This window comes from Curvibacter sp. Hmag1.1 (genome assembly GCF_059769165.1).
In genome coordinates this window covers 19,654-31,731 of the sequence record NZ_JBMBGX010000003.1, presented here as the reverse complement: position 1 = coordinate 31,731, position 12,078 = coordinate 19,654, and the positions used below count along the sequence as shown (strand labels likewise).

The 12,078-nt window shown below is 54.4% G+C and carries 15 protein-coding genes; 4 read left to right on the top strand and 11 right to left on the bottom strand.

Features of this window, described 5'->3' with window-relative positions; all coding sequences use genetic code 11:
• Nucleotides 1-7: 7 nt before the first annotated feature.
• The 9 genes from ACOAP0_RS19365 to ACOAP0_RS19325 all read right to left on the bottom strand — a co-directional run bounded on the left by ACOAP0_RS19365 (nucleotide 8) and on the right by ACOAP0_RS19325 (nucleotide 6,334).
• Nucleotides 8-751: a hypothetical protein gene (locus ACOAP0_RS19365; RefSeq protein WP_498374678.1), complete on the bottom strand. Its 744-nt coding sequence runs from the start codon at nucleotides 749-751 to the stop codon at nucleotides 8-10.
• A 14-nt stretch (nucleotides 752-765) separates the two neighbouring features.
• Entirely contained in the window at nucleotides 766-1,074 is a 309-nt protein-coding gene (locus ACOAP0_RS19360; RefSeq protein WP_498374679.1) for a hypothetical protein, read from the bottom strand.
• Between the two features lie 35 nt (nucleotides 1,075-1,109).
• A complete protein-coding gene (locus tag ACOAP0_RS19355; RefSeq protein ID WP_498374680.1) occupies nucleotides 1,110-1,607 on the bottom strand; it encodes a GNAT family N-acetyltransferase in 498 nt (165 codons plus the stop codon).
• A 125-nt stretch (nucleotides 1,608-1,732) separates the two neighbouring features.
• Nucleotides 1,733-2,977: an NHL repeat-containing protein gene (locus ACOAP0_RS19350; protein WP_498374681.1), complete on the bottom strand. Its 1,245-nt coding sequence runs from the start codon at nucleotides 2,975-2,977 to the stop codon at nucleotides 1,733-1,735.
• Nucleotides 2,978-3,068: 91 nt separating this feature from the next.
• Nucleotides 3,069-3,239, bottom strand: a complete 171-nt coding sequence (locus ACOAP0_RS19345; protein WP_498374682.1) for a hypothetical protein — start codon at nucleotides 3,237-3,239, stop codon at nucleotides 3,069-3,071.
• Nucleotides 3,240-3,798: 559 nt separating this feature from the next.
• Nucleotides 3,799-4,242, bottom strand: a complete 444-nt coding sequence (locus ACOAP0_RS19340; RefSeq protein ID WP_498391531.1) for a hypothetical protein — start codon at nucleotides 4,240-4,242, stop codon at nucleotides 3,799-3,801.
• A 188-nt stretch (nucleotides 4,243-4,430) separates the two neighbouring features.
• Nucleotides 4,431-4,703: a GIN domain-containing protein gene (locus tag ACOAP0_RS19335; protein ID WP_498374685.1), complete on the bottom strand. Its 273-nt coding sequence runs from the start codon at nucleotides 4,701-4,703 to the stop codon at nucleotides 4,431-4,433.
• A gap of 480 nt (nucleotides 4,704-5,183) precedes the next feature.
• Nucleotides 5,184-5,396, bottom strand: a complete 213-nt coding sequence (locus tag ACOAP0_RS19330; protein ID WP_498374686.1) for a transcriptional regulator — start codon at nucleotides 5,394-5,396, stop codon at nucleotides 5,184-5,186.
• Nucleotides 5,397-5,404: 8 nt separating this feature from the next.
• On the bottom strand, nucleotides 5,405-6,334 hold the full coding sequence (locus tag ACOAP0_RS19325) for an Abi family protein (RefSeq protein ID WP_498374687.1): 930 nt from the start codon (nucleotides 6,332-6,334) through the stop codon (nucleotides 5,405-5,407).
• A 664-nt stretch (nucleotides 6,335-6,998) separates the two neighbouring features.
• On the opposite strand from ACOAP0_RS19325, the gene ACOAP0_RS19320 reads away from it, so the two are divergent.
• The 3 genes from ACOAP0_RS19320 (at nucleotide 6,999) to ACOAP0_RS19310 (ending at nucleotide 10,110) form a co-directional block, all read left to right on the top strand.
• A complete protein-coding gene (locus ACOAP0_RS19320; RefSeq protein ID WP_498374688.1) occupies nucleotides 6,999-7,259 on the top strand; it encodes an SWIB/MDM2 domain-containing protein in 261 nt (86 codons plus the stop codon).
• A 383-nt stretch (nucleotides 7,260-7,642) separates the two neighbouring features.
• Nucleotides 7,643-8,623 carry a DNA-binding protein gene (locus ACOAP0_RS19315; RefSeq protein ID WP_498374689.1) on the top strand — a complete coding sequence of 327 codons (981 nt, stop codon included), beginning with the start codon at nucleotides 7,643-7,645 and terminating at the stop codon, nucleotides 8,621-8,623.
• Between the two features lie 14 nt (nucleotides 8,624-8,637).
• Nucleotides 8,638-10,110, top strand: coding sequence for a tyrosine-type recombinase/integrase (locus ACOAP0_RS19310; RefSeq protein WP_498374690.1), 1,473 nt, complete (start codon nucleotides 8,638-8,640; stop codon nucleotides 10,108-10,110).
• A gap of 202 nt (nucleotides 10,111-10,312) precedes the next feature.
• Here the strand turns inward: ACOAP0_RS19310 and ACOAP0_RS19305 are convergent, their stop codons facing one another.
• Complete coding sequence (locus ACOAP0_RS19305; protein ID WP_498391530.1) at nucleotides 10,313-10,741, bottom strand: hypothetical protein; 429 nt, start codon at nucleotides 10,739-10,741, stop codon at nucleotides 10,313-10,315.
• A gap of 155 nt (nucleotides 10,742-10,896) precedes the next feature.
• Nucleotides 10,897-11,142 (bottom strand): RNA chaperone Hfq, encoded by a 246-nt coding sequence (locus ACOAP0_RS19300; RefSeq protein WP_498374691.1) that lies wholly within the window; start codon nucleotides 11,140-11,142, stop codon nucleotides 10,897-10,899.
• 255 nt (nucleotides 11,143-11,397) lie between these two features.
• Here ACOAP0_RS19300 and ACOAP0_RS19295 point away from each other — a divergent pair, with 255 nt between their 5' ends.
• Entirely contained in the window at nucleotides 11,398-11,910 is a 513-nt protein-coding gene (locus tag ACOAP0_RS19295) for a hypothetical protein (protein WP_498374692.1), read from the top strand.
• Nucleotides 11,911-12,078: the final 168 nt, after the last annotated feature.

Genomic DNA, 12,078 nt, shown 5'->3' with positions numbered 1-12,078 from the left:
TTTTCCTTCAATTCCTCTGCATTCCCAACAGGTCTTCAATTGCTGCTTCGTATCCAACCCCATAGACCCCTTCACGCTCACGAACTTCATTCCAGCCAATGGAGTCTTTAGGAACTGGTTTGCCAGGACGCCACCCCATCACCTCGACGACGAACCACAACATGTCTAAAGTGATCGATTCACCCAGAGAGCAAACCAAGGACCATTCTTCATCTGTGAGCTTCGTCGGCCCCTCATAGGGGAATGCCCCAGCTATTACGTTTTCCGCCCAGTTAAAATCGACTGCCCATGGCATGGGCTCGCCGTACTTACTAAGCCACAGTTCGCCTGCAGCTACTCTGCCAAGGTCAAGGTATGAAAGGTTTCCTGTTGAGTCTGCCTCTTGCACAGTCGAGCGCCGTTTAGACTGCCCTTTCTCGTGAACCGTTTTCACGAAGCGACTGCCATCATCAGTCGCATAAATCCGCACGTCATAAAACTCAACATCAAACGTATCCTGATTGATCGCTGCAATCAGTTGCTCGCTAAATGATGTTGCGATTTCGGCTTCAGTCGGAACCACATCAGGCCAACCAGGCGTCGGGTGATCCAAAACAGCAAAAATGCGCCCGTCCTTATTTCGGACCTCAACCTCAATTGAGGGCGGTGTTCCTGCTATCGACGTAGTGAAGATGCACCCGTGCCCAGCACATATGAAGCTGCGGCCAACTTCATCCCAAACAACCTTCATACCATTGACAATTGCAGCCATGTTGATTTCCTTGATCAGTTTTCAATATAGTCGCCACCACTATTGCGCTGGTTGCGTCCGACATTGATTTGGACACGGCCTGGTTGAAGGCGGCCTGAGTTTCGCTGTTCATCTCCGAAGTTCACCGTCACAGCGATGGGCGCTTGAGATTGAGCTATCTCGCCCCGAATGGTCTCAAGCTCTGCCTCGCATTCGGCTTCTAATTCAGTGTTTTTAGTGAGCGTCGAGAACATTAAAATTGCATGCACAAAGTTGCTTCGGTGATGAAGCTCTTTTGCATTGGCGTATCCCAAAATTCCAAGTGCTTGCGCAAGTTGCGACACGATGGCTTCCTTCGTTTATGGTTTATGCAGTCGTGTTATTCGGTGTCAAAACGCTTGGTATAGCGATATGAAGGCCGTTTAGAGACGCCATCCACAATTTCTTCTTTTCCCACAGCCAGCACTGACTCGGAAACACGTTGAGACGCTGTGTTTGTGACGTCAACGACAGTTTCAATGTAGACGGCCGAGTGGCCGGCTTTGCCCGCCTTATCCACCTGGTCTTGGATCACGTCACGCAAGATCTGTTTTGCTAGCCCTTGGTTACGCATTTCTTCTGGAACTGCATAGCCGAACGCGATGCACGGCGACCCTTCTATTTGCCCGTTCATGACGCAAGAAAGGAACGCCGTAACGGTCTTTCCGTCTTTGCTGAGGCGCACATATGTCAGACGGCCGACGCCAGGCGCAGGAATATCAAAATGCGAATAGAGATCATTGTGTGGTTTGACCAATGCTACATCGAGAATGCCTTCCAACAGGCACTGCTGGAAAGACTCCATACCAGCGTGTGGGTCCGCCATCTGTGTACTCATCTGAATACCTCTACTGAGCAACTGGTTGAAAGACTTCGCCTGCCACGTGCCCACCGAAAATCAAAAAGTCAGCAACATCTTCTGCACCCTTGAACCATGGCACGTAAACAAGCCCATTGAACTGATCACGGAATTTCTTCCAATGATGAGCCGCAAAGCACCAACTGGCCTTTGTCGCTGATGGCCAGCGCATTGGCTGTATAGCGCGTGGGCTTTGTTTGCGCGTCAGCAAGTGCGAACACATCGTAAAGCAAAGTACCAGGCTCACTTGGCAACGTGTGTTCGCCAAAGTGTGTAAGGACGTCGCCATTGGCAGCAAAGGCGGCCAGAAACATTTTGTCATTTGCCTGCCCAGCCAGATAGACAATCCCCTCGGGATAGGCGGCAACGGCTTCCACATGCACACTTTGCAGGCTTTGATAGGTCTGGGTGCGCTTGCCGTTGCCGCTAAAGTCGGTGTCCGCCTCGCCCTGCAGGGTGTGGCGGGCTAAGGCCACGGTTTGGGGCATCTTCGTAGCATTACCGGCCAGGTAAATGCCTTCTGGACCCACGTGCAATGCCGAAATGGCCACGGCCACGTTGAATTCATCCAGTACCAAGCCCTGCTGGCCAAAGCTGCTATCCAGTTGGCCAGTAGCATCCAGCTTTGCCAGAAAGTAGCCAATCGAGCCGTCCTCTAGGCTGTGGCCAGCAATATATAGATTGCCACCGTAGGTCACCAACTTTTTCGGCACCAGCTGGGCTTTGGTTGGCATGGGAACGGTCACAATTTGCAGGTGCTTTCCCGCGCGCAGCAGTTGCAAACTGTTGGAATTGGTTTGGAGTGGCACACCGGCAATGGCTTCACCATTGGGTATCAGCGCAAGGCCATACAGGCGCGGCGCATGTTGCGCTCCCAAAACCACTCCGTTGTCGCCAAAGCGATGGTCCAACGCACCCCTGTCGTCTAGCCGCATCAGGACCGGTGGCTGCGGGCCGCCACCGGCCGGCCGTACACTGCCGGCCAGGGTAACGGCACCATCCACTTGTAAGCACAGGGCCGCCACGTCGTAAACCGACATGCTGGGGTCTGGCAGTGGCTGTACGCATAAGCCGGAGTTACCATATGGCCGGTGCTCGCTGCCGTTCCAGGCGTTGAGCTGTAGGGCGTAAAAGTTGTTCCGTGGGCTCTGGTCGTCTTGCTGCTGACCACCGATGCAAATCAAATCCGGAGACAGTGCAATGTGCTGACCCCAGGTTTGTCCAAGACTCGAACCCAAGGTAAAACCCTGACCTTTGTTGAAGGTCGGGTCCGCATGACCCAGCCAGTCCAGACGTGCGACGATGGCGCGGTGTATGTAGTTTTTTAGCGTGATGGGTTCTGACTGCATGGGTTTGCTTCAGTTCAAAACAAACTTGGAGCGCTTGACAGCTGCGGCCAAGATCAAATCCAGCTCAAAGGCTTCAGACATTTGGGTTCCTTTACTTGGCGTCTGTTGCTTCAAACAGCGCCTCAATCTCAAGTGCCTCTCCCCTTGTAATGGCATCCACAGAATACCCCTCGCGCCAAAGCTCTTGCCTGGAGGTGAACGAGCAGTCCATAACAATCTTCGGACGGACTGGCCATTGATATCCGATCAAAACGAGATCCATGCTCTATCTCCTATCTTCCGGCCGCGTAACAGAACTTCAATTTTATCTGCGGACGCCCCCGAAAAGGGATTGAAGGTCAATGACGTGTTCATGAATTCCTATTTGCTGCCTGGCTGTGAAAACTTAGGCACATCGCCTGGCCCGGGCGCAACACCGCCGGGGGCCCCGCTTTCGCCATCGCCTGTCATCATCTTGTGATAATTGGGATTCAACCCTGTTGAGAGGGCAGGAGCAATTTGGCTTACTGGAACCAACCATACTGAACGCGTGGGCCAAAACGATCCACAACGAGCGAAGGCCATACCTGCGCTTGCCGGCGCTACCTGCAGTGGCTCACCACAAGCACTGCGCATGGCAGTCAAGTCATTAACCCCAACAGGGGCAGAGCTCGACAGGAACGCAGGATACTTATCTGGAGCGCTGTTCCACAACATAGCCTCACCGGCCGTAAGCGTGCCAGCCAGTATCAAGAGTGCGACGACAGTAAGTTGTATTGGGCGTTGAATTGTCATGATTTGCTAGTTATGAAGTCGTTGTAAGGCTAGTTGGTAGGTTGAATTCATTTAATAGAAGCCAGCGCCGATCGCTGCCTATTCACTGCCAACTCTTTATCCTTTTCGGCAATTTCGCGTTTTTCAGCTTCGCTGCAATAGCTGCGGATGGCTATCAATCTCCGATTAGTCACCGGTTCATCCCTTTCTATCCAATATTCAAGGCCTCGCTTGACGCATACGGACTCTCTTCCAGCATCGGAGATATCAGTGTTTGACACTGGCAAATTTGCACGAGCAATCAGCCAGACGACAACACCAACGATTCCAAGAAGCATTGCGACTAATAACCCAATTTCTATCGTCCAACGGTGAGCTTCCTTGGTGGGTTGCTCCGCAAATGCCATCTTCAATTCCTTATATGCTTTCCTTGATGTTTCAGCTAACGTGATTCGTTTCTTTTGGCAACACCCACTGTTTAATGGCATCCAACGAATAGGCAGCGTCTTCACGAATGGTCGACGCTGACGCCATCGCAATAACTGTAAATATCAGTCGCCCAATAATTGCCGGTTCAAAAAATAATGCAACACATGCGAACACGCAAATGAGTGTTGATAACAGTAGTGAAATTAGACGCTCGCCCAATGGCCAAAGTTTTAAAGAGATGGACTGGTAATGCATCGCTCTTTTTCCTGGGTTAGTGAAAGTTGATCGAACCGACCCCGGACACCCTTTGATCCTTCTCTGGTGGGTTCCCATAAACGTTGACATTGCCAGTTCCTGAAATGCGTGTCTTCAATGACCGAGCCACATTGACGGCGACATTTCCTGCGCCAGATACACGCAGTTTGGCGTTTTGGACCATTAGTGACTTGCCCTTGATGTTTCCAGCACCGGACACCTCCGCGTCGAGGCGGTCAGCTTTGATTAAGCGCGACAAGATCGAGTCGCTTTGATTGTTGTTGACCATGCTTTCCTTCACTTTTTATGACGCGCCAGAACTCGTCCAGAGCTTCTACTGATTGCCGCTACTGAGCGCTCGCAATCCCAACACTTGTAGCGTCCATTCCCCAGCGTTACTGGGCGAAATACAGGCTCGCCCCCATCAATCGAATTGCCAGATCCAAGGCACCAAGGCCATGACCTCTTTGCAGAAGCAGGAGCGTTTCGCACAGCGCTTGCATTGGCGGTAGACATATGTCCTTGATCTGGCTAGTGCCAAACGCCTTGTGCGCAGTAGGCCACCCGGCCATAGGACAGAACTTTCGTTTCAGAACCCATGCATGCGCCACCCACTGGGGCCTTGCGGTCCTCAAGTTGGCGCTCGATTTGCGTTTCCGAGATGTGCTCTAGTGCTCCAATGTGAGCCAACTCACCGGCAAGCGCGAACGTAATTTTGGGCTTTGTCATCATTGTTTTATTATAGTGCCCATTGGGCACTTTGCAAGTGCTATTTAACTTTCTTCTTCAACTTTTCATGATCAAGGATTTCGCGTACCAATTGCCAAGCAATCTCTGGCATTTCGCGGCAACTGCTTGAGTCATTCGGCATCAACCACTTGCGAAATGTCTCCCATGGTGCCGCCATGCGTGCGGCCAGTTCTTTCTGGGTCAAGTCCAGCTCAGCTGCTGCGTTTCTCAAGAATTCTTGTTGCGTTGTCATTGGAGGATTTAGTCTGGGATGAAAATGCCACCGAATTGTGCACGGCCGCCTATGCGTACTGGTTGATTAGCCTTTCCAACAAGCGAATAGTTTTTGCGCAAATCAGCCGGAGAAAGGGTGCCATTGGCTGGCATATGCCTCAGAGATCGGTACCGGCTTACGCCCCTGTCCGAGAGTAGGAAATTCAGCTCATTTCTCCAACTGGAATTGCTTAGGTCATTTGCCAAGTCAGCGCTTAGGCTTGCTATACCAGCATCAAGATTGGCAATAAAACTCCGAAAGCGTGCAATGGAGTCACCCTTGCTTAGGGACTCTGGAATAACAACTGTGGGCGGAGATTGGGATGTGTCCATCACTGCCGGAAACTTCCATAACGGTTCGTGGTGCGCAATTCTGTTGCGGACGTAGTTCACCTCGTAGATGTACTCTGTTGCCTGTTTACGGCTCACTCTGTTGTTCCATGCTGCCGGTGTCGCGTTCAACGGATGGTGAGGGAATACGTTTGGAAAAATCTGACTGCCATACCTTCGATCAATCACGGCCAAAATCGCCGGCCAGAATCCGAAGGTGAGTCTGGACACAACCTCATCAGGACTTGGTGCTGGATTTCGAACCACCACCGTTCCCCCAGGGCCGCGCTCAGTTCTGATCTTGTCAATGCTGCGCTGAGTTTCTGATTTCAGTTGCGCCCAGATTCGGTCGTACCAGTGGATACTGGTAGATGCACCATTGCTGTAAAAGGTAGACATGGCATGATGTAGCCGGTTGCGCAGGGCGATCTCGTAGTAAGCAATGATCGTCCCTAGACAAACTGAGACTGCTCCATTCCACATGTAGAGCCCGATCGCCTCATCCAGGCTGGCATGGAAGTAACCGCGGTAGCTGTCCAAACGTGGTTTCGAGATCAACTCTTCGAAGGCAATTGGATTGGGAAGCAATTTCTGTCTTTCAATAAACCTGTTGTACAATCGATCCCGAAGCGCTGGAAGGCATTACCCGAAAGGGCGCCCCTGCGTAAAGAGTGTAAAAGCCTCCCTTGTGGAGGCTTTTCGCTTTTTGATGCCTCAAAATGCCCCCGCCACAATGTCTGCCAGCCTAGCCGGATCGCCTTCAACCAGCCGCTTGGTGGTTGTCACGCTCTTGTGCCCGAGGATTTTAAAAACGCCCCGGACTGGGGCACGCTGTCAGGGACATTTGTGTAGGTCAATCAGCTGGGGTTTTGCAGTCTGATTTATACGGACCGCTTAATTTCCGCCAACCATCACCCGGCGAGGTTTGCGCGCAAGTAGTCTTTCCGTTGAGCTTGCTCTCCCAAAGCCACCAGGGTGCCGGACCGGCAATTGCACTACACGCAATAAACACAACAAACGTAGCTACGATTTTTGCTTTCATCTGTTCCCTCTCTATGGTTAGTACACCATGCATGAGCCACCAGAATCACCTGACGATCACGCCATGGCACCTCATTAGAGGGTGAAAGTCTTGGAAATAGCAAGTGTGTTGCGCACCATAGGAACCTTGAATGACGACCAAGAGCGACGGAGATGCCCTACTCCCCAGAGTTGCTACACTGCGCCCCTTTTCACAGAAGGATCAATTCCAATGACCACCGCCCCCAAGAAAGAGTCCGCATTTGCCAAGGCTTTGAAGCCCAGCGCTGAACTGGCCGCCATTGTCGGCACCACTGCGCTGCCACGTACCGAGGTGGTAAAGAAGCTCTGGGACTACATCAAAGCCCACAAGCTGCAGAACCCAGCCAACAAACGCAATATCTTGTGCGACGCCAAGCTCAAAGCCGTTATGGGCAAAGATGAAGTCACCATGTTTGAACTCACAGGACTTGCTGGTAAACACCTGAGCTGATCGATCACGCGGGCAAAGGGAACCAATCCCGAATGTCTGCGAACTGCTCGTGCTGGGTGAGGTACACGAAGTAGGCCTTCAATTGGGGTCCTTTCAACCACCGTGCGTTTTAGGACGTTTCAGAACCTAGTATCCATGCGGGCTCCAAGGGCATGATGCCCGGAAACCCGCATGGATGCTGGATTCCCTGACCCCCTTGAATTTCGCTTTTTACTTCGACTGTCCTTTCAAAGCAGCCTGACGACACCGGCCTAGCCTTGAAAACCACCTCTAAATCTCTGATAATAATAGTTATCAGATTTCATGCTATTTTTAAGAAATTATATATAGTTACATAACGTTATTTATAATCGTTAGTAAACTAGTTTTCTCTTGGAGTCCACTTGGCCCGCCCCACTATTGCCACCAGCGCCGATGTGCGCACTGCCGTCCTGGCTCTGCTGCGCGATGCAGGCGCAAGCGAATCCCCTTCCGGGCAAACCTTTCGGCGCGTGGTTTCCGTGCGCAAGGTGCGTGCCTACCTGGGTGGCGGCAATCCTTCCACGATCGGGCGCGAGATCAACGCGGTGGAGGCCGAACTGGTGCGGGATGGCGCGCCATTGCCTGCCCTTGCAGAGCTTCCGGCCGACATTGCGGCCCTGATGACACAACTGTGGCAAGCCGCCGTTGGTGTCCAATTGGATGAAGTGCTCGCGCTCAAATCCCAGGCCCAGGGGGTGGCCGATGCAGCCCGTACCGCCCTCACCGAAGCGCAGCTGCGTGGCGAAGTCCTGATGCAGGAACTGATGGAGTTGCGTGCGGGGATTGCAGAGCGGGATACACGCCTCGCTCAAGCCCTGGCCGCGCAGACAACACTGGAGACCCAGATCGCTACGCTCACCGCTGAATTGGAGATATCCCGCGCACGCGCGGAACACCTTGGGGCAGAGCTGGGGGCCAAGGAGGCATCGGCCTCCGCAGCTATTGCATCCGCCCGAGACCGCTACGATGGCTTGGCCAAGCAATTGATGCTGGAAACGGAGCAGCAGCGTCAGGCTGCCCAGATTGAGAACAGCCGCTTGGCCGGTCAGCTCAAGTTTGCCGAAAAACGGGAGGCCACCCAGCTAGCCCGGATTGCCCATGTGGAGAACGAACTGCAAGAGGTGCGGGCCCAGAAAGACCAAGCCATGGGCGAAATATCAGCTTTGAAGTACGTCAACACCGCATTGCGTACCCAAGTGGATGGTTTTCTGAGCGCATTGCCCAAATCCCAAGCCAAGGGGGCACCCCCAATCGCCAATCTGGCCAAAGGTCGCAAGCGTGCGGCCAAATCCGGCGCAAAGGTTGCGTCCACCAAGCCGCCTAAGCCCGAGTCCCTGTCGTGAAGCAGGCGCAGCCCATGTCCACCTCCCATGATGTTGCCCGCTGGGTCGATCACGGCGTATCGCCGCCCCAGTGGCTGCCGCAAGATCCTTGCGCCGCTGCGGTGTACCTGACCGAAGCCTTGGGCCACCCCGTGTTTGAAACCTGGACCTGGCAGCGCCTGGTGCAGGTCTATGGCGCTTTGCCTGACGCCAAACGCAGCAAGCCCAAGGTGTGCAGCCTGCTGATTGAGGTGGCGCAGGTCACCGAGGTCTGGCATCAGGGCAAATTGCAGACGCTGGCGTCCGAGCAGGCTCCGGATGTAGCGCGGGTTGTTCTCTCGCTGCTCAAAAGCCATAAGAAGCGGTTCCGGCAAGTGCCGGTCGGGCAGGACTTGGTGATGGATGCAGAAGCGCCAGCACCTGTCCAGCCTATCGTGGCACCCGGCTTGATCCCTTGGCTGCAGCGCACCGGGCGCCTGTACAACCCCCATCCCCAGACCAACACGCTGGGCGTGGGCGACGATTACGCAGCACTTTCCATGTTTCTGCGCGAGCGCGCGGCACGCTCCAAACACACCTGGCGTGCGTATTTGACGGAACTGGAAGGGTTGGTGCGCTGGTGTACCGCGCACGGTCTGGGCCCCCTGTCCGATTTGACACGCGCAAACTTGCTGCGCTATCAGGCCCATTTGCGTGGCCCCCAAGACGGGGGGATTGCCAAGGGGGACACGTCGCAAGCGCGTGCATTGGCCGTGGTGGCCAGTCTGTTTCGCTACTGGCACAGCACGGGGTATTTGTTGTGTAACCCGGCAGCTGGATTGACGACAGGTACGCGTGCCCAGGCGGGCTTTACCCCCAAGCGGTTTGTACCGACAAACCTTTTGCAGCACTGCGATGCCAGGGTGGCGCAAAGTGTGGCGGGCAGTCCGGACTTGACACGCTGGCGGCGGGCGGCGATCTGGACCTTGTTCCGCTATAGCGGAGCGCGTTTGGCCGAGTTGGCCTGGAATGCCGAGGCGAAGCTGCCACGCCTGGACATGGATAGCCATGGGGATGCCGTCCTGACGGTGATGGGTAAAGGCAGCAAGGAGCGTTGCATCCCTTTGCCGGCCATGGGCAATGCCGTCTTGGCGGGGTACCGACAGGCACGCGGCCTGTCGGCATCACCTGCTCACTTGGAGCAGCTGCCACTGATCCATGGCGACAAGGGGGGGGCGCTGGGCGCCCGGGGGCTGTATGACGAAATCTGCATGGTGCTGCAATCCGCAGCCCGTGCGATACAGGACACAGACCCTGCCGGGGCTACCCTGTTGCGGGAGGTTTCACCCCATTGGCTGCGCCACGCCTATGCCAGAACATTGGTGGTCGACAAACGGGTGCCACTGCCGGCGGCGCAGGCTTTGCTGGGTCATGCCAGTGTGCAGACAACGGCTTCCTATGCCAAAACTGATTTGCGGCAATTGCGGGAGTTTGTGGAAGTGGGGTTTGGCTCAGCAAAGTCGGCGTGAATGGAGGTATTTGCCCTTTTTTCGCCCACTTGGTATACTTCACACCGCTGGTTCTTGCAAGAACATTTGAGGGGCTGTACCGGAATCATTGGCCCACTCAGTTTGGCACGGCGCCGACCGGGGCGTCATGACAGTGGTGGTTGAAAGACCTATTCCCGAACTCTTCGAACTAAGGGATGTTCCGACTGTCGAATTCAGCACTCTAAAGGGATCCAATCACGGATCCCTTTGCTTTTGTGCTCGACATTGCCGTCACGACCGAGTAGTACGGACTATTGCTTTCGGTGCAGATACGGTATTCCAAGATGACGGTTCCTGCATAGGTTTTGATGATGATTGGCCTGTGGTTGCCAATCATTCCAGCAAACTCACAAGCGATATCTGCTTTTCTTGTGCAGATCGCAGCCACAAAGCGTGAGACGGCGAGGACCGCCTGTGGCGTAGGCCTCTTGGGGCACCGAGGCACCACCCGAGCAATCGACTTCACTAGCGGAATTTCGTTGGCGTGCTCTGCCAGGATGTGCACGACACCAAAGCCCTTGTGCTTACCCCAGTGTTTTCCATACAGGAGGAATACCGGCGCAGCTTGGAAAACATGGGCGCCAGACCTCACCATTGGAAAGTCACACATGTGAACAGTCCCGCTTGGATGCGAAATGACCGTCGCGTAGTGTGGCGCGGCTGGCTTTGGCCACCAAGGGCTCAGGACGCCCGAAGGCGGTATAGGTTTTGCCACTGTGTTCTGTGCAAGTCGACCGCATCAAGCCGCTTGAGGCTGATGTTGGGTTAGTTGCGACCGCCTGGGCAGATGGTCGAAATGGCGGATTTATTGACCAACTGCGGCGCGCTGCCTCCACGCGGATTCGTAATCAAGATCGTGTACTGGTCCACCGCCTGCAAAGTGCCGGAGAGCCGCACTCCATTGACCAAGAAACACGACAGCGGCGCGCGGTCGTTGATCAATTTTTCAAAAAAGCTGTCTTGCAAAGATTGCGCAGCCTTTTTGCCCGTAGTTTCGGGGTTGCTTGTCATTATCCGATCCCTTAAATTGCATGAACCCGAATCGGTTGGTCTGAGGTGCGTATTCGCGTTGACGGGGCGCCCAGTAGCAGAGTTCGGCAAATAGATGGATTTTATAGAAGGCCTTCTCTGTCCAGATAAACAAGCGCCAGAGCAGACATATCGCCGGCTGAGCCCTGCGCCGTATGCCGTATGCGGTGCAGAGGTAGCGCCTATACTTCCCGGCACCTTGGATGACCACAGCGCCCACTGCCACCACATCCCATCATGTTCACAAACCTTGCGAGCATCCGACGTCGCAACCTCGTAGCACTTAGCTTGAGCCCGAAGCAACTGGCCCAGAGCTGCGGAGGACAGTCTAAAAGCTGGGCAAACGTCCTGTCCTGCGCAGATAAACCTTTTGGCGAGAAAAAAGCCCGTCACATAGAGGCCTGCCTGAATCTGAAACCCGGACACCTGGACCGTCCAGTGGCAGGTGTCGAATTGACGACGCTGAACAAAGTGCAAAAGCGTGTCCAGCGTACCCGTACCCTGACGGTGGCGCGCAACAGCGCCCGCGGCATTATGACCCTTCGCCAGTTTGAGGCCATCGCCAACCTGCTTGGATCGGGTGAGCCGGTACGGACCGCCGCCTCGATGGTGTTGGTTGACGGTTGGCGAATTGTCGATGCGGCGCAGGCAGTGAGCTCATCGAGGTCCGTTCTCGGAGGATTGATCAGGCGCATGCAAGTGGCCCATATCCTGTTGGAAAAGGCCTACAAAGACACCGCATCCATCTGAAAAATCAATAAAACTAGCAAATTCACCCGAATGGGTGATACCCAAACGGACTATTGCTGTGTACAGTCGCGCGCATTCAAAGCAGTCCTCCGTTCGTTGGTGGGTGCATTACAACAATTCCCACCCATGACGGAACGTTCAATCGCTCGCAGCTACCCATACCCGCTT